16 protein-coding genes are annotated in these 16,209 nt (G+C 70.1%); 13 read left to right on the top strand and 3 right to left on the bottom strand.

What is annotated here, in order from left to right:
* Nucleotides 1–84 precede the first annotated feature (84 nt).
* The 4 genes from ACYUD3_RS06455 to ACYUD3_RS06440 all read left to right on the top strand — a co-directional run bounded on the left by ACYUD3_RS06455 (nt 85) and on the right by ACYUD3_RS06440 (nt 3,890).
* A complete protein-coding gene (locus tag ACYUD3_RS06455; RefSeq protein WP_470965009.1) occupies nt 85–882 on the top strand; it encodes a hypothetical protein in 798 nt (265 codons plus the stop codon).
* Entirely contained in the window at nt 879–1,484 is a 606-nt protein-coding gene (locus ACYUD3_RS06450) for a hypothetical protein (protein ID WP_470965006.1), read from the top strand. Before ACYUD3_RS06455 ends, ACYUD3_RS06450 begins: the two co-directional genes overlap by 4 nt.
* The gene (locus ACYUD3_RS06445; RefSeq protein ID WP_470965003.1) at nt 1,481–2,512 is read left to right on the top strand and encodes a hypothetical protein; all 1,032 of its coding nucleotides are present in this window, start codon (nt 1,481–1,483) and stop codon (nt 2,510–2,512) included. Before ACYUD3_RS06450 ends, ACYUD3_RS06445 begins: the two co-directional genes overlap by 4 nt.
* An 802-nt stretch (nt 2,513–3,314) precedes the next feature.
* Complete coding sequence (locus ACYUD3_RS06440) at nt 3,315–3,890, top strand: heme-binding beta-barrel domain-containing protein (RefSeq protein ID WP_470965000.1); 576 nt, start codon at nt 3,315–3,317, stop codon at nt 3,888–3,890.
* A gap of 51 nt (nt 3,891–3,941) precedes the next feature.
* Here the strand turns inward: ACYUD3_RS06440 and ACYUD3_RS06435 are convergent, their stop codons facing one another.
* Together ACYUD3_RS06435 and ACYUD3_RS06430 are read right to left on the bottom strand one after the other, a co-directional pair.
* Nucleotides 3,942–4,361, bottom strand: a complete 420-nt coding sequence (locus ACYUD3_RS06435; protein ID WP_470964997.1) for an RloB family protein — start codon at nt 4,359–4,361, stop codon at nt 3,942–3,944.
* 166 nt (nt 4,362–4,527) lie between these two features.
* Entirely contained in the window at nt 4,528–5,853 is a 1,326-nt protein-coding gene (locus ACYUD3_RS06430; protein WP_470964994.1) for an AAA family ATPase, read from the bottom strand.
* A gap of 184 nt (nt 5,854–6,037) precedes the next feature.
* Here ACYUD3_RS06430 and ACYUD3_RS06425 point away from each other — a divergent pair, with 184 nt between their 5' ends.
* Both ACYUD3_RS06425 and ygfZ read left to right on the top strand, forming a co-directional pair.
* Nucleotides 6,038–6,472 carry a Fur family transcriptional regulator gene (locus tag ACYUD3_RS06425; protein ID WP_470964992.1) on the top strand — a complete coding sequence of 145 codons (435 nt, stop codon included), beginning with the start codon at nt 6,038–6,040 and terminating at the stop codon, nt 6,470–6,472.
* A 39-nt stretch (nt 6,473–6,511) separates the two neighbouring features.
* On the top strand, nt 6,512–7,483 hold the full coding sequence (gene ygfZ, locus ACYUD3_RS06420) for a CAF17-like 4Fe-4S cluster assembly/insertion protein YgfZ (RefSeq protein WP_470964989.1): 972 nt from the start codon (nt 6,512–6,514) through the stop codon (nt 7,481–7,483).
* Between the two features lie 9 nt (nt 7,484–7,492).
* On the opposite strand, the gene dtd is transcribed toward ygfZ, so the two are convergent.
* Nucleotides 7,493–7,918 carry a D-aminoacyl-tRNA deacylase gene (gene dtd / locus ACYUD3_RS06415; RefSeq protein ID WP_470964986.1) on the bottom strand — a complete coding sequence of 142 codons (426 nt, stop codon included), beginning with the start codon at nt 7,916–7,918 and terminating at the stop codon, nt 7,493–7,495.
* Between the two features lie 397 nt (nt 7,919–8,315).
* Between dtd and ACYUD3_RS06410 the strand changes: the two genes are divergently transcribed.
* From ACYUD3_RS06410 to ACYUD3_RS06380, 7 genes are all read left to right on the top strand, one after another.
* On the top strand, nt 8,316–8,822 hold the full coding sequence (locus tag ACYUD3_RS06410) for an RsiG family protein (protein WP_470964983.1): 507 nt from the start codon (nt 8,316–8,318) through the stop codon (nt 8,820–8,822).
* 55 nt (nt 8,823–8,877) lie between these two features.
* Nucleotides 8,878–10,125 carry a GNAT family N-acetyltransferase gene (locus ACYUD3_RS06405; RefSeq protein ID WP_470964980.1) on the top strand — a complete coding sequence of 416 codons (1,248 nt, stop codon included), beginning with the start codon at nt 8,878–8,880 and terminating at the stop codon, nt 10,123–10,125.
* A gap of 348 nt (nt 10,126–10,473) precedes the next feature.
* Nucleotides 10,474–11,385, top strand: coding sequence for a winged helix-turn-helix domain-containing protein (locus ACYUD3_RS06400; RefSeq protein WP_470964977.1), 912 nt, complete (start codon nt 10,474–10,476; stop codon nt 11,383–11,385).
* Between the two features lie 117 nt (nt 11,386–11,502).
* Nucleotides 11,503–12,360: a GntR family transcriptional regulator gene (locus ACYUD3_RS06395; protein WP_470966046.1), complete on the top strand. Its 858-nt coding sequence runs from the start codon at nt 11,503–11,505 to the stop codon at nt 12,358–12,360.
* 29 nt (nt 12,361–12,389) lie between these two features.
* On the top strand, nt 12,390–13,109 hold the full coding sequence (locus ACYUD3_RS06390) for an HAD family hydrolase (RefSeq protein WP_470964974.1): 720 nt from the start codon (nt 12,390–12,392) through the stop codon (nt 13,107–13,109).
* A 241-nt stretch (nt 13,110–13,350) separates the two neighbouring features.
* A complete protein-coding gene (locus ACYUD3_RS06385; protein WP_470964971.1) occupies nt 13,351–15,261 on the top strand; it encodes a phosphotransferase in 1,911 nt (636 codons plus the stop codon).
* Between the two features lie 234 nt (nt 15,262–15,495).
* The gene (locus ACYUD3_RS06380; RefSeq protein ID WP_470964968.1) at nt 15,496–16,113 is read left to right on the top strand and encodes a TetR family transcriptional regulator; all 618 of its coding nucleotides are present in this window, start codon (nt 15,496–15,498) and stop codon (nt 16,111–16,113) included.
* Nucleotides 16,114–16,209: the final 96 nt, after the last annotated feature.

Here is a 16,209-nt window from a genome sequence, read left to right as displayed (position 1 = left end):
CCGGGATGAGGGACGCCGGGGGCGTGGAGGGGGTTGGGGTTGTGGAGGCTGGCGGGGCTGACAGGGGTGTCGAGGGGGCTGGAGTTGGCAAAGTCGTTGGGGGTTTTGGGGTTGGGGGGGCTGGGGGAGTTGGGGGTGCGGTGGGGGGTGGCGGGGGTGGCGGAGAGGGAGTTGGCGGGGCTGCGGGAGTTGGCGGGGCTGGGGAGGGTGCCGGGGTTGGCGGTGCCGTTTCGGGCGGCGGGGGTGGCGGAGTCGTTGGGGGTTTTGGAGTGGGCGGCGCTGCGGGAGTGGGTGGTGCTGCGGGAGTTGTCGGCGCTGCTGGAGTTGGTGGGGCTGGTGGCGGTGTGGGCGTGGATTCGGGAGCGGGCGCGGGTGCAGGTGCGGCCTCTGCTCTCGGCTCTGGCCCCGGGTGCGGCTGTGACGCCGGGTCCGGTTGCCGCTGCAACCCCGACGCCGGCTCCGGCGCGGGCGCGGACTCCGGCATCAGCTCAGTCCCGGCTTCCTGCCACAGCTCCGGTGCGGACTTCGGCGTGGGCGCAGGTGCGGGTGCGGGTGCGGGCGGCGGGGCCGGCGGAGTTTGCGGGGGTGCCGGAGGCGTTGAGGACGGCGGAGTTGGCGAAGTCGTCGGGGGGTCTGTCTCCGGCGTCGGCTCGGGCTGCTGCGCCGGCTCGGGTTCCGGTGCGGGTGGCGGGGCTGGGGGTGGTGTCGGAGTCGGTGAGGGCGGCGTCGTCTCGGGGCTCGTCCGTCGGCGTCGTACCGGTGTCCTCCTGGGCTCCGGCCTCCTCGCCGGTGTCGTACTCGTCGGCGTCGGCGCCACCGTCGTCACCGTGCGCGGTGCCGATCGGGATCCTGGCGCGCCCACCTGGGCGTTTCCCTCTGTGACGCCCAGTCCGTCCGGCGGGGGCGGTGGGGGCGGCGCCGGTTCGCTGCGCGCGATGCTGCTGCCGTTCGAGGAGGGTGGGGGGCGGCAACGCGGGCCGGACATGGGGGAGTTCGGGCCGGACGTCGAGCTGGACGCGCAGCAGGCCGCCGCCTATCAGGAGGACCAGCTGGACGGCGTCTCCCCCGAGCTGCGCAAGCTCTTCGAGAAGCGGGCCGAACGGGATCGGATACAGGGGCTTGCCGCGCGGAGTTACCTGGTTACCGCGCGGTACACGGACCAGCCGTACTTCACCGCGCGGGTCAGCCTCACTCGTATGGGTGATGTTGCGGGGGCCCGCGCGGCTGCGGATGCCTTTCGGGAACTCGGCGAGGGGGCGGGGCGTAAGGGGCCGCAGATCGAGGGTCACAGGGAGGCGTTCTGCGCCCTGTCCCCGAAGCCGGCCGGGAAGGACGCCTTGTCCGGTCTCTCCTGTACGGCAGCCATCGGTGACTTGCTGTTCCAGGTGGGGGTCATGGCTCCGGAGCCGATGGATACGGGGCCGGTGGCGGAGTTTGTGGGGGCGCAGTTGGGGCGGATCGGGGATCGGGGGGAGGCCGTATGAGTGGGATTGCTGAGGGGGCGGGGGTGCGGCGGGAGTCGGGGCCGAGGCTGGAGTCTGAGCTGGGGTTGGGGCTGGCGTCTGCGCCGGAGTCGGGGCTGGAGGCTGCGCCTGGGCTGGAGTTGGGGTCTGCGCCTGGGCTGGTGTCCGCGCCGGGGTCTGTGTCCGCGCCGGAATTCGCGCCCGTGTCCTCGCCGGAGCCGGTGCCCGAGCTGCGGCCCGTCTCGGGTGTTGCATCTGCGCGCGCCCCCCTATCCCCGCCCGCGCCCAACTCCACCCCCGCACCCCTGCCAGAGCCCAACTCCACCCCCCGCAAACCCCACCACCCCCTCCGCACAACCCTCCGCTGGACCGCCGCCCTCGCCCTCTTCGCCTCCCTTGCCGCCGGCACCGCCTACGGGATCGTCCGGCTCGATCGGGATGACGTACCCGGGCTCTCCACCGCCTCCGACGGGCGCTGGGACTACCCCGAGATCCGGTACCCCGTCACCGGGAGTGACACCCGCGCCTATCTCCTGCCCGCACCGCGCGGCGCCGTCGACGACACAGCGCTGCACGGCACGAACGGCTGGCTCGCCACCAAGGATTTCCTCTCCGTCTATACGGACGAATCCGACCGCGCGGAGGTCCGCCAGGTCCTCGTCGACTACGGACTCCGGCACATCGCCGCCCGCGGATGGACGGCCGCCGACCACACCCGCACCGGCATCTACCTCCTCCGCTTCGACTCCCCGGTCACCGCGGAGGAGACGTACCGCGCGCTGACGTCGTACGCGGGACCGTCGTACGAGGTACGCGGCGCCCCCCGCACCCTCTTCGACAGAACGTTCCCGGCCAGCGCGGCCCCCGGCGCGATGCGGCACGTGTACGACGAGGCCAAGCCGTACGGGCCGGAGCAGCTGCGGCAGGCGTACCTGCTGGACGGGGACGTCATCGCCGTCGTACTCCAGTCCCGCGAGGGGGAGGCGGCGGCGATCCCCTTCCAGCAGACGGTGGCATTGCAGGCGCAGCTGCTCGGTGGGCTGCGCTGAGCCGACGCCGGCAGGCGGACTCCGCCGGGCCGGGCCGGGCTGTGGACACCGGCGGGGCCGTGAGCAGGCAAGGCCCGCTGAGCCGACGCCTAGCAGGCGGACTCCGCCGGGCCGAGACCGTAAACACCCGCCGGGCCGTGAACAGGCGGGCCCCGCCGAGCCACCCCCCCCCAGCTCCAGCAGGCGGGCCCCGCCAAGCCGACCCTCAGCCTCAGCGCCGACCCTCAGCCTCAGCGCCGACCCCCAGCCTCAGCGCCGACCCCCAGCCTCAGCACCGACCCCCATCCCCAGCAGCCAACCCCCAGCAGCCAACCCCCACCCCCAGCAGGCAGCCCCCGCCGAGCCGACCCCCAGCCCCAGCACCGACCCCCAGCCTCAGCACCGACCCCCAGCCTCAGCACCGACCCCCAGCCTCAGCACCGACCCCCAGCCTCAGCACCGACCCCCATCCCCAGCACCGACCCCCAGCCTCAGCACCGACCCCCATCCCCAGCAGCCAACCCCCAGCAGCCAACCCCCACCCCCAGCAGGCAGCCCCCGCCGAGCCGACCCCCAGCCCCCGCAGGCGAGCCTCCCCCCAATAGAAGGACTCCGCCGAGCCGCCCCCGACCCCGGCGGCGTAAGCTGGCCCCCGGCCTACGTACCTACAGAACCCGCGCCTCAACTAGGAGAGCCCCCGTGCTTGAAGTCTTCTTCGAAGCCCTCCTCGTCCTGGTCTGCGTCGGCGTGCTCGCCTTCGCCGGTCTGACCGTGAAGAAGCTGTACCAGGGCCAGCGCTGACCCCGTCCCACCAGGAAGCCTGATGATCGAGATCCCGTCCGACCTGCACCCGGACCTCCGCCCGCTCGCGTTTCTCCTCGGCCAGTGGGCCGGCGCGGGCGTGCACGACTTCCCCGGCTCGGAGAAGTGCAACTTCGGTCAGGAGGTCAGCTTCACCCAGGACGGCCGTAACTTCCTGGAGTACTCCTCCCACACCTGGGTCCTGGACAACGACGGCAACAAAGTCCGCCCCCTGGAGTCCGAGCACGGCTTCTGGCGCATCGACGCCGACCGCAAGGTCGAGGTGACGATGACCCGCGACGACGGCGTCATCGAGATCTGGTACGGCGACCTCGCCGCCCAGAAACCCCAGATCGACCTGGTCACGGACGCCGTCGCCCGCACCGCCGCCTCCGCCCCCTACACCGGCGGCAAGCGCCTGTACGGCTACGTCAAGAGCGACCTCATGTGGGTCGGCGAGAAGCAGACCCCCGACGTCGAACTCCGCCCGTACATGTCCGCCCACCTCAAGAAGGTCGTCACCCCGGAGGAAGTCGAGCGCTGGGCCAAGGCCCTCCCGCAGGACATGCCGGACGACGGGATCGCTTTCTTCAAGTAGGCGGATTCCGCGGGTAGTCGGGCGCCTGGCTGGTGCAGTCGGGCGCCCTCCTTATTCCGTCTCTCCGGTGATCGCCAGAGCCAGCCGCCACATACGGGTCGCGGGATTGCTCTCCGGCAGGTGCTCGGTGCCTTCGGGAGCCAGCGCACGGGCCCGGCGCACCGCCTCCCTCCAGCGGTCCCCGCCGTAGTCGCGGGCGAAGTTCACCGACTTGTCGGGCGGGACCGTGACGAACTTGTTCAGCCGCTTCTTGAGCTCTCCGTAGTTGCCCGTCCAGCTCTGGTGGTCGGTGTGGTGCAGGAGCAGCCACAGCTCGAAACACGGGTTGGACACGGCGAGTTCGATGCCCCGCTCTTTCGAGCGACGTGCGGCCTCCTCCAGGTCGGTGTACTCGTCGACGCCCACCACGCACCAGACCTGGTCGTACTCGTCCCCGGCACCGCCCCAGCGCTCCGCCGCGTACTCGACCACCTGGAGCGGGGAGCCGGGCCTCTACGTGACCTTGATCGACAGGTTCTCGCGCTTGAACTGGGTCTTGAAGCCGGTGAGGTAGTCGTACTCCGTGCCTTGCGCGCCGCAGACGACCATGAACTGGTCCGCGCTCTCCCTGACGTTCTTGCGGCGCGTCAGGTCGGTGTCACGGCTGGGCCTCTTCGGACCCGGTCTGCCGCTCGGCTTCGGCGTCCTGGTCAGTGGTCCCCCCACCCCTCCTCAGCAGTGCCTCGGTGAAGCTCTCGTCGATGAACGGGACACCACCGTAACTACCGCCCAGGTAGCGGCGCTCCCGGTTCTCGTCCTTGCGCGGTTTGAAATCGGCAAGCGAGTAGAGCGAGGTCTCCCCGAACTCGTTCTTCTCCGTGAACCAGATCTGGTCCCGCTTGAGGATGTCCTCACCGTCCCGGCGGCCCAGGAGGCTGGGGTCATGGGTGGTGAAGATCAGCTGGGCGCCGTGCGGGTTGGTCTCCGGGTTCTGGAAGAGGGCGATGAGGCGGGCGGTGAGGAGGGAGTGGAGGCTGGTGTCGATCTCGTCGACCACGAGGGTGCCGCCGCTGCGGAGTACGGAGAGGAAGAAGGGGGCTTGTTCGAGGAGAGTTCTGGTGCCGGCGGATTCTTCGTGCAGGCCCATCCGGACGATGCCGTCACGGCCTCGGTGCCCGACCCACGGCCGGATCATCTCCCCTCCCCTCCTGTCCTGCATGCGGACCATCGGATGCGAACCGTCGAAGAACTGGAAGGGCTGCTCATCCAGCTGGATCCGCTCTGTGCCGAAACTCTCGATCCCCAGGTCGGCCGCCCGCAGGAGATCCATGATCTCTGGAGACTGGTCGGACTGCTCCAGCATGTGCAGAGTTATCGACGCAGCCGACCGATGACCGGGCTGGCGGAACTGGAACCGCTGCCTGAACCAGTCGTACACCGGCCGGAAATCCTGCTGCCGGGAGCGGGCGGCGAGGGACAGGAACAGTACGTTGGGCTCGGTGATGCTCTCTACGAGCCCCAGCTCCTTGGTGTCCTGGGAGGAGCCGGCCTGGTAGTCGTTGCCTTCGCGGGAGAAGAGCTGGCGTTTCTTGCCCTTGGGGTAGCTGTCCAGCCACTCCTCGATGACCCGCTCATCGTCCACGGCGAAGCCATAGGTGTGGCGGACTCCGTCCAGCAGCAGGTCAGCGACGTACCAGGAAGGCTCGTTCTTGGCCTCCTCGTCCAGGAGGAAGGGGTGGCGGCGGACCCCTCCGTCCGGCTCGGCGTCCTGATGCGAGGACACCACCATGCGCGCCATGTACTGAAGGGCGTCCAGCAGGTTCGACTTGCCCGAGGCGTTGGCCCCGAAGACGCCGGCCACGGGGACGGCCTCCCACTCGGTGTCCCTGGGACGGTCGTCCTCATAGACCGGGTGGAGGTTGAGCTGCTGCTCCTGGCGGATCGAGCGGTGGTTCGCCACACGGAAGCTGAGCAGCATGGTCATGCACCTCCGGCCGTCTCGTGTCTTTGCGGCGCACTATTCCAATTACCTGCAAGTAAATCTCGCAAACGGTGCTGTGGCAACACCTGAGCGGGCTGCTGAGGCCGTTTGGTGTGAGAATTTCGCACGCCTGACAGGGACTCTTTGCCAGCCCTCGATCCCCGCCACCCGCCCTACACTGGGCCCTGTGGTGAGCACCGACTGGAAGAGCGACCTCAGGCAGCGTGGGTACCGGCTGACGCCGCAGCGGCAGCTGGTGCTGGAAGCCGTTGACACGCTGGAGCACGCGACCCCCGACGACATCCTCGTCGAAGTGCGGAAGACCGCGTCGGGGGTCAATATTTCCACCGTCTACCGGACGCTGGAGCTCTTGGAAGAGCTTGGGCTCGTCAGCCACGCGCACCTCGGGCACGGCGCGCCCACCTATCACCTCGCCGACCGGCATCATCACCTCCACCTCGTCTGCCGCGACTGCGACAGCGTCATCGAGGCCGACGTCGCCGTCGCGAGCGTCTTCACCGACGCCCTCATGGAGCGGTTCGGCTTCGAGACCGATATGAAGCATTTCGCGATCTTCGGCAGATGCGCCGACTGTTCCGCCCAGCGGAAGGGCACCTCCTGAAGCTGAAGGCTTCAACTACCACGTCGTAGGGTTGACCGTATGAAGAGTCCCTTGCTGTCCCTCCCCGGCGCGGTGTCCGCCGAGGGCGTGGACGAAGGTGTGGCCGCCCACTACGGGGATCTGTTCCGCGAACAGCGGACCCTCGCCGAGGGGAACGGGTTCGTCGATCTGTCGCACCGCGGTGTGCTCACCGTCACCGGCGACGACCGGCTCAGCTGGCTGCATCTGCTGCTCACCCAGCATGTCAGTGACCTCCCCGCCGGCCAGGCGACCGAGGCCCTGATCCTCTCCGCGCACGGGCACATCGAACACGCGCTGTACCTCGTCGACGACGGTACGACCGTCTGGGCGCACGTCGAACCCGGCACCCAGGAAGCCCTGTTGGCCTACCTGGAGTCGATGAAGTTCTTCTACCGGGTCGACATCGCCGACCGGACCTCCGACATCGCCGTCGTCCACCTCCCCGCCGGCTCCATCGCCCCCGCCCCGGCCGGGGCCGTCGTACGCGAGACCTCCCACGGACGCGATCTCTTCCTGGAGCGGCGGGAGTTGGAGGCGTTCGCAGCCGACGCCGGGCCCGCCGTCGGGCTGCTCGCCTATGAGGCGTTGCGTGTCGAGCAGCACCGGCCCCGGCTCGGGTTCGAGACCGATCACCGGACCATCCCGCACGAACTGGGCTGGATCGGCAAGGCAGTTCACCTTCAGAAGGGGTGTTATCGGGGGCAGGAGACCGTTGCCCGGGTGCAGAACCTGGGCAAGCCGCCTCGGCGGCTCGTCTTCCTTCACCTCGATGGGAGTGAGGTGGTGCTGCCTGGGCACGGCGCCGAGATCCGGCTCGCCTCCGAAGGTGCCGACGGGCGCAAGATCGGGTTCGTCACCACCTCCGCCCGGCATCACGAACTCGGGCCCGTCGCACTGGCGTTGGTGAAGCGGAACGTCCCCGTCGACGCCCCGCTCATCGTCGACACGACCGCGACGGCGGCGGCGCAGGAAGTCGTCGTAGAACCCTAGAGCGGTTCCCTAGATTTCGATCAGTACGGTGAACGGGCCGTCGTTCGTCAGCGAGACGCGCATCTGCGCGCCGAACCGGCCCGTCGCCACCGTCGCGCCCAGCGACCGGAGTTCGGCCACGACCGCCTCCACCAACGGCTCCGCGACGGCCCCCGGCGCCGCCGCGTTCCACGTCGGGCGGCGGCCCTTGCGGGCGTCCCCGTAGAGCGTGAACTGGCTGATCACCAGCAGCGGGGCGTCGATGTCACTGCACGACCTCTCCTCCGCCAGCATCCGAATCGACCATAGTTTCCTGGCCAGTTGGGCCGCCTTCTCCTTCGTGTCCTCGTGCGTGACGCCGACGAGCACGCACAGCCCCTCGCCCTCGATCGCGCCGACCGTCTCACCCTCGACGACCACACTCGCGCCGTCCACTCTCTGCACCACAGCTCGCATACCGTCCATCATGCCCGCCGCCCCGCACGCAGCCGAAAGCCCCCATCTGGGGCCGTTCGGGGGCACTCGGTCACATAGCGGCCACTTGGGGTGGCACGATGCTCACACACGCCGGTCGAGGGGACGGTAGAGGCGGATGAGCACACCGAGTACGGACACGGGCATGACCGGGGGAGCGCCGGGGGGCGCGACGCCCGGTGCGGGGCCCGACACGGGGGACGTGCGGCCCGCCTTGGGGGGCGTGGGGTCTGGAGTGGGAGGTGGAGTGGGGGGTGGTGTCGGGGGTGCGCTGCCCGGCGTGGGGTCTGGTGTCGGGGGTGCGCTGCCCGGTGCGGGGTCCGGTGCGGGGGGCGGCGTGCTGCCGGGTGCGGGGTCCGGCCTGGAGTCCGGCGGTGCCATGGGTACGAGTCCCCGTGCGCCCGACGCGTACGACCCCGCCCGCCTCACCCTCCCCCAGCTCCGCGAACTCCGTCAGCGCGCGCTGCGTGACGAGGCGGATCTGAGCTACGTACGGCGGCTGCTCCAGGGCCGTATCGACATCCTGGACGCGGAGCTGGCGCGGCGGGGGGCGGCGGTGGTGGGCGGGGTCGTCGAGCGGCTGTCGGAGATCCTCGCCGACGCCCCGGCCCGCCACCGCTCCTCCGCCCGCCACGTCACCCTCTCCACCCCGCAGGGCGAGGAGTACCGCCGGCTCGCCGCCGACATGCTCGCGGAGGTCGAACTGTCCGACCTGTCGGCGCGTACGGATCAGGAGCTGAGCGAGGGGATGGGGAGGCTGGCGCGCTACGAGCAGGAGGTGTCGCGGCGGCGGCAGGGGTTGCAGAGGGTGGCGGACGAGTGTGGGGGGGAGATCACGCGGCGGTATCGGGAGGGGGAGGCGCAGGTCGATGATCTGTTGCTCTGACCTCGTCGGGGAAATCCCTTTCCCCCCTTCCGGTCCGACCGCCTAGCGTGGCCGTATGACCGATATCGACGTGCGTCCGACCACCGATGACGACCTCCGCCCCTGGCTGCGGGCCAGTAACACCGGGTTTCTGCGGTCGCCCGAGCCCAGCGCCGAGCAGATCGCCGCGTGCGAGGTGCTGCACGCCGGCACCCGGGGCTATGGCGCCTTCGAGGGTGACCGGGTCGTCGCGACGTACCGTTCCTTCCCGCAGGAGCTGACGGCCGTCGGCGGCGGGGCCGTCACCGCGAACGCGATCTGCAACGTGGCCGTGCTCCCGACGCACCGCCGGCGCGGCCTGCTGACGAAGTTCATCGGCATGGACCTGACGGCGGCGAAGGAACGCGGCGACACCGTCTCGACCCTGATCGCGGCGGAGTACCGCATCTACGGCCGCTACGGCTTCGGCCCGGCAACGTCCAGCGTGGAGTGGGAAGTTGACGCGACGCGTACGGGTATCGACCCCCGCTGGTTCGCCCCGGAGTGCGGCGGCAGTATCGAGCTGATCACCGGCGCCGGGGTCCGCGAGACGGGCCCGGAGCTGCACGCGCGCTTCCGCCGGGCGCAACCGGGGGCGATCGACAGGAGGCCGGCGCACTGGGACATCGTCACCGGAGTCCTGCGCACGAACGCGGGCCCGTGGACCGAACCCCAGTGCGCCGTCTACCGCGCCCCCTCGGGCGAGGCCGAAGGGCTGGTGCGCTACGACATCGAGGAGAGCTGGAGCGGCGGCGGCCAGGCCCAGAACACCGCGACCGTACGGGAGTTGACGGCGACGACCCCGGCGGCGCAGCGCGCGCTGTGGCACTACCTGTGCTCGATCGACTGGGTGACGAAGGTCAAGTCGGGCGGCCGGGCCCCCGACGACCTGCTCCCCCGCCTCCTGCCCGACCCGCGCGCCGCCCGCGTCACCCAGCTCTCCGACTGGCTGTGGGTAAGGCTGCTGGACGTGCCGAAGGCCCTGGAATCCCGGTCCTACGACGGAGAGGGCGCGCTCGTCCTGGAGGTCCACGACCGACTCGGCCTGGCCGGGGGAAGGTTCGAGCTGACGGCCGGGCCCGAGGGGTCGAGGTGTGTCCGGAGCACCCGGAGCGCCGACCTCGCGCTGGACATCTCCGATCTCGCGTCGCTGTGGCTCGGCGACGAATCGGCGGCGCGGCTGGCGGCGCTGGGCCGGGTGCGGGAAGAGCGGACAGGGGCCGTCCGGACGGCCGGCGCCCTGCTGGGAGCGTCCGGGCGCCCATGGTGCCCGGACATGTTCTGAACCGTGACCTGCTGTGGGGCTCCTTTCCGGTCCACTGGTCGTTGTTCTTCTCGGTCTTCCGTAGCTGGTCCTGCTGGATGGAGACGATATGAAGTTGTGGCTGTGCTGGCGCTGTTGAGTTGTGGCTGTGCCGTGTGACCTCGTATGCGGTTGTGGCTGTGCTGTCGGTCCGGGCTCCCGGCTCCCCTCCGGAAGGGAACCCGACCAACCGACGGGAAGTCCGACCATGTTGACCATGTCCCGTGAAGTTGGCTGCCAACTTCACTCTACTTAGGTTCCCTTGGACGGGACCCATAACCATCTCTCTGCGAACTGCCCAAAGATGGCGGGAAGTTGTAGGGTTTTGCCGTGGAGCCGGAACCCGCCTCCGTCAATGGACGGAAAAGGCCACAACGGCCACAGAAGTCACATCGCGAAGTGGCCGACGAACTGCGCACCCGGATCAGGTCCGGAGTGCTGCGGCCCGGCGAACGCATGCCCACCCAGGCCCGGCTGGCCGACGAGTTCGGAGTCGAGCGCGGGGCCGTACGCCAGGCCCTGCGCATCCTCCAGGCCGAGCGGCTGATCATCGACCTCACCAAGGGCTCACCCGCAACTGTCGCCCCTGACCTGGAAGTTGTCCGCCGCGCCAGCGGTCCCGTGCCGCCGCCGCTGCCCACGACGGTCGGTCTCGCGCCGAGGATCGCGCACGCGTTCGGCGCCCCGCACGTCGTGATCGACGCCCTCTGCCTGACCTCGGTGTCGCTCACACTTGCCATGGGCGAACCCCTCCGGCACATCCACGCCGGGCGGCTGAAACCGGCCAAGGTCACCGTGCGGGTCCTGCTCCCGTCCCGCAACATCGCCCTCGCCTTCCCGGCGCCGCTGGACCAGACGTTCCCGTCCGAACCCCTGCACCGCCGCTGGCTCGTCCAGCGCAACGCCCAGGGCCAGGTGCTGCGCCACAACCTCCTCGCCCTGCGCCAGACCCACGGCATCGACGTCCAAGTCGAGTTCCGCGCCCTGCCGTTCACCCCGCCGGTCAAGCTGTACCTGCTGAACGGCACCGAGGCCCTGTTCGCCTACTACACCCTGAAGAGACGCGAACTGATCGTCGACGGCGAGAAGTTGGAGACCTACGACGCCGAGGGGACGCAGTCGATGCTGTTCGGGTTCGGGCAGGGGGCGGGGGCGCGGGACGCGACGTTCGTCGAGCAGTCGCAGCGGTGGTTCGACGCGCTGTGGGGGACGATCAGTTCGGATCTGCGGTTGATGGACTGAGCGGGTTGGGCTTGTCAGCCACTGTCCGAGGGCCAACTCTGAAAAGTTGGCAACCAACTCCCTTAGGGTTGACCTCAGTTGTAGCGTTCGGTCGTGACGACCCAGGAGACCGTGGCAGTGAACGGCAGCAGGAGGCTCACGCCTCAGGAGATCGCGGACGCCCTCCGCGAGCGCATCCGCTCCGGCGACCTGAAGGCGGGCGACCGGCTGCCCACCCAGGCCGAGCTGGCCGACGAGTTCGGGGTCGAACGCGGCGCCGTACGCCAGGCGTTGAGGTCGCTCCAGGAGGACGGCCTCCTCACCAACGTCAGCAAGGGCAGCCCCCCGCGCATCGCCGACGCCCCCGCGCCGGACCGGGAGGGCCCGCAGCCGACGATGGTCGCCCTGGCCCCCAGACTGACCGAGGCCTTCCAGGCGGCCCACGTCCGCATCGACGCCGCCTGCCTCACCGCCGAGAGCCTGATCCCGGCCCTGGGCGAACCGTTGCGCCTCATCCACGGCGGCGACCTGCGCCCCGAACGCATCGACGTACGCCTGCTGTTGCCGTCGCGGGACATACCCCTGGCGTTCCCCGTGCAGGTGGAGGTGGACGAGGCGGAGGACACCGACCCGGTCCACCAGCGCTGGCTCGCGATGCGCAACGCCCAGGGCCAGGTCCTCAGTTACAACCTCAACGCCCTGCGCTCCCAGGGCATAGACGTCCAAGTCACCTTCCGCGCCCTGCCGTTCACCCCGCCGGTGAAGCTGTACCTCCTCAACGGAGAGGAGGCGCTGATGGCGTACTACACGGTCTCCCGCCGCGAGGAGCCCACCGACACCGGCTCGCTCGACATGTACGACGTGATGGGCACCGAATCCCTCCTCTTCTCCTTCGAGAAGCGCAGCGGGGAACGCGACGCCAGCTTCGTCGAGGAGTCACAGAAGTGGTTCGACGCCCTCTGGGAAACGATCACGACTGACCTGACACTCTCTTAGTGACCTCATCTACGACGCAGACTGAACGGATGCCCTTCGACAGCAGTCAAGTCGCCGACGAACTGGGCAAGTTGACCGGCCGCACCCACGTGGTCCTGTGGGACTTCGACGGCCCGGTCTGCCGCCTGTTCGCGGGCCACCCGGCGGAGCAGGTGGCCGTACGGATGCTGGAGCGGCTGGACGGCCTCGGCCTGCACGACCTGCTCACCGCAGGCGAACGCGCGTCCCAGGACCCGAACGCGACCCTCCGCGCGATAGCCGGCCGCCACCCCGGCAGCGACCTCGTGACCGAGCTGGAGGACTGGCTCACCGAGGAGGAGCTGAAGGCGACCGCGACCGCCTGGCCGACCCCGTACGCGGACATCCTGATCCGCACCTGGTCGGCGGTCGGCACCCGCATGGCGGTGACCACCAACAACGCCCCGCGCGTGGTGACTTCGTACCTGGAGGGCAGAGGCCTGGCCGACTGCTTCACTCCTCATGTCTACGGCCGCAGCACCGACTTGCGCCTCCTCAAGCCCCACCCGCACATCCTGGACCGGGCGTTGGACGCGATGGGCTGCGCCCCCGACGACGCCCTGATGATCGGCGACACCCCGACCGACCTGGAGGCCGCCCGCCGCGCCGGCGTCGCCTTCCTCGGCTACGCGCGCAGCGAGGAGAAGGAGGGCCTGCTGCGCGAGGAGGGCGCCGAGACCGTCGTATCCAGCCTGGAGCCGGTGCTGGCGGCGGTGCGGGCCGCGCGTTGAGTCCGCGTTAGCATGCGCACACTGCGGAGGGCAACCTCATCCGTCAGTGTGTTTGGGAAGGCGTACCGTCCGGGTCGAACGGCCTGACACGGCAGAGTGGCCGACCACACCAAGGCCGAACTCCACCGCCGCCGGGCCGTTCAACAGCGCAGCGCCACTTTCCGGGTGCTGTCCAGTTTCGGGGCTGTCCAGTTTCGGGTGCTGTCCAGTCTTTCCCGCGCGAGTACGACCGGAGTCACCGTTGGCCGAATCTCCTTTGGGCGTCGCTTCTTTGGGTGTCGCCGGCGTCAGGACGTGGCGGGACGCGGGGGCGGTGCGGGACGCCGTGCGGCCGTTCGTGGAGGTGGGCGCCGGGGGTGTTCCGCTGGCGCGGGAGTGCGGGGAAGGGAAGCCGGTCGACAGCCGGCTGATCGGTGAACTGGCCTCGCTGCTCGCTGAGTTGACGCGGGTTCGGCGGGCGGCGCTGCCCGGTCTGCCAGAGTCCTGGCCGGCCGACCACACCGACAGCCGGGGCTTCCTGCGGACGCTCGCGGGGGAGGCGCACCGGCAGCTGGTCCACCCCAACTGGCCTGTGTTCGGCGGCCTGTTCAAGGCGCTCGGGGTACCGGAGAACGCCCTCCTGTCGCTCGCCGACCGCGTCCCGCCGATGTCCCGCCGCCCGTTCAGCCTGCTCCACGGGGACCTGCGGCGGGACAACGTCCTGGTGGGCGGAGACCAGTTGGCGTGCGCGGGGTGGGACGCGGCGACGTACGGGGATCCGCTGTACGACCTCGCGGCGCATCTCGTGCGGATGCGGTACCCGGCGGACCAGTGGGAGGAGGTGCGCGGGGCGTGGGAGCGGGCGATGCGGGGGCGGCGGCCTGCGGCGGTGCGGGGATGTGCGGCCGATCTGCGGCATTACGTCGACTTCGAGCGGGCGTTGGGGCTGTATCCGGAGGTCATGGGGGCGGCGCGGGGGCTGGAAGTGTCGTTCTCGCAAGGGGAGTTGCACGAGGCGACGGACGAGGTCGAGCGGGCGCTGGCCCTAGCGGCGCAGCCGTTGGGGATGGGGGGTGTGCCGGGGCGGCAGGAGATCAAGGGGGCGCTGTTCCGCTGGCTGCGGGCGCGGCAGGCGGGGGTCGTAGGGGGCCGGGACCGCCTGGTCGCGGGGGTCGATCTGCGGCTGGACGAGGATCTGGTGCCGCTGACACGGGAGTTCGGCCTGTCGTCCGTCCGCGAGGCGCTGCTGGCGGAGGGGGCCGCTGAGTCGTCCCAGATCTTCAAGGGGACGGCTCATCTGAACACGGTCGTGTCGGTCGGGGGCCGTCCGGTCGTCGTACGCCGTGAACTCCCCGATGTGCACCGGCGGGAGGCCCGTCCGCTGTACGAGCACGCGGTGCTGCGGGCGATCGCCGGGGCGGGGGTGGGGGTGCGGGTGCCGGAGGTGCTGGCGCTGGGGAGCGGGTACCGGGAGGAGCGGTTCGCGATCCAGACGTACGTCGGTCCTGTGCCGGTGGGGGCGCCGGCGCATCCCGTGAACGGGCTGCTGCCGCACGAGGCCGATGCGTTGGTGGATCAGCTGGCGGAGCTGACGCGGGTGGACTGGCGGGGGCTTGATTCCGGGGCCGGGGAGCGGGACTTCTTCGCCGGGCTCAAGTCTGATCTCGTCGGCCTGGTGGCGGGGCTTCCGGAGCAATCCGCCGCGCGGGCAAGGGAGTTGGGGTTGCCCGGTGCCGGGCGGCTGGAGCAGTTGCTGGGGCGGTATCGGGTGCATCGGCGGGAACCGGGGTTGCTGCATGGGGACTTGAACCCCTGGAACCTTGTCCGGCGGTCCGACGCTGCGGAGTTCACGCTGATCGACTGGGAGATGGCGTTGGTGGGGGATCCGTTGTACGACCTCGTCCGTCATATGCATCTGACTCCTACTCCGCAGGTGATCCGGGAGCGGATGTTTCGGCGGTGGGAGCGGGTGTTGGGGGCCGAGCGGGTGTGGGGGTGGCAGGCGGACTGGTTCGTTTACCGGTGGGTGGAGGTGGTGCGGTCCGCTTATATCGACCTTGACCGGTTGGTGAGTGGGGAGGTGTTGGATGCGCCTAATGTGCGGCGGGCTGTGGGGGAGTATGAGGGGACTTTGGGGGCGGCGTTGGCTGTGTTGGGGGTGGGTAGGGGGTAGGGGGTGGGGGGTGGGGGTGCTGTGTGGTGGGTGTGGGTGTGGGTGTGGGTGTGGGTGCGGGTGCGTTGTGGCTGGTCGCTCCCCCAAGCTCTTCGAGCAGAGGGCACCCCCAACGCGGCGGAGCCGCAAATCGATACAGCCTCACGCCCCTTAGGTACGTGTGCCTCGCCGGAGTTTCCTCGTGCCCCCTCTTGCTCCGAGGGCGTTGTCAGTGGGGGTGCGTACGCTCTGTGCATGAGTGAGAGCGGGCTGCGGGAGCGTAAGAAGCAGCGGATGTATCGGGAGGTCTCGGACATCGCTGTGCGGATGTTCGTGGAGCGGGGGTTCGACGCCGTCTCTGTCGCGGAGGTGGCCGCGGCGGCGGAGATCTCCAAGCCGACGCTGTTCCGGTACTTCCCCGCGAAGGAGGACCTCGTCCTGCACCGCATCGCCGATCACGAGCGGGAGGCGGCGGAGGTGGTCGAGGCCGGCCGGGAGCAGGGGGTCGCGCCGCTGGAGGCGTTGCGGCGGCACTTCCTGGCGGGGATCGAGGCGGGCGATCCGGTCACCGGTCTGAACGATCACCCTGCGGTGCGGACGTATTACGCGCTGCTGTACGGGACGCCGGCGCTGGTGGCCCGGCTGTACGCGCATCTGGAGCGGTCGGAGGCGGCGCTGGCGGAGGTGCTGGGGGGGGATCTGCGGGCCCGGCTGGCCGCGGGGCAGATCGTCGCCGTGCGGCGGATTCTGGCGGAGGAGAACTGGCGGCGGGTGTCGCGGGGGGAGGCGGTCGCGGGGGTGCGGGGGGATGCGGTGCGGGAGGCGGAGGGGGCGTTCGAGGGGTTGCGGGTGGGGTTGCCTTGGTTGGGGTGAGCGGGGGGTTGGTGCGGGGCGTCGTAGCCGGAGGGGAGGTCGCCATGATGATCCCTGGTTAAAAATGTGACTCAGTTAAGTTTTGGGTCTAGCCTG

It is taken from the genome of Streptomyces sp. AMJ-169 (genome assembly GCF_055597585.1).
The sequence above is the reverse complement of the archived record's forward strand: the minus strand, read 5'-3'. Positions and strand labels throughout refer to the sequence as shown.

What these genes read in the sequence shown, in the direction of transcription:
- ACYUD3_RS06440 (WP_470965000.1), top strand. Translation starts at nt 3,315, where the DNA reads ATGATCGAGATCCCGTCCGACCTGCACCCGGACCTCCGCCCGCTCGCG.
- ACYUD3_RS06390 (WP_470964974.1), top strand. Translation starts at nt 12,390, where the DNA reads ATGCCCTTCGACAGCAGTCAAGTCGCCGACGAACTGGGCAAGTTGACC.
- ACYUD3_RS06445 (WP_470965003.1), top strand. Translation starts at nt 1,481, where the DNA reads ATGAGTGGGATTGCTGAGGGGGCGGGGGTGCGGCGGGAGTCGGGGCCG.
- ACYUD3_RS06430 (WP_470964994.1), bottom strand. Translation starts at nt 5,853, where the DNA reads ATGACCATGCTGCTCAGCTTCCGTGTGGCGAACCACCGCTCGATCCGC.
- ygfZ (WP_470964989.1), top strand. Translation starts at nt 6,512, where the DNA reads ATGAAGAGTCCCTTGCTGTCCCTCCCCGGCGCGGTGTCCGCCGAGGGC.
- dtd (WP_470964986.1), bottom strand. Translation starts at nt 7,918, where the DNA reads ATGCGAGCTGTGGTGCAGAGAGTGGACGGCGCGAGTGTGGTCGTCGAG.
- ACYUD3_RS06405 (WP_470964980.1), top strand. Translation starts at nt 8,878, where the DNA reads ATGACCGATATCGACGTGCGTCCGACCACCGATGACGACCTCCGCCCC.
- ACYUD3_RS06410 (WP_470964983.1), top strand. Translation starts at nt 8,316, where the DNA reads ATGGGTACGAGTCCCCGTGCGCCCGACGCGTACGACCCCGCCCGCCTC.
- ACYUD3_RS06380 (WP_470964968.1), top strand. Translation starts at nt 15,496, where the DNA reads ATGAGTGAGAGCGGGCTGCGGGAGCGTAAGAAGCAGCGGATGTATCGG.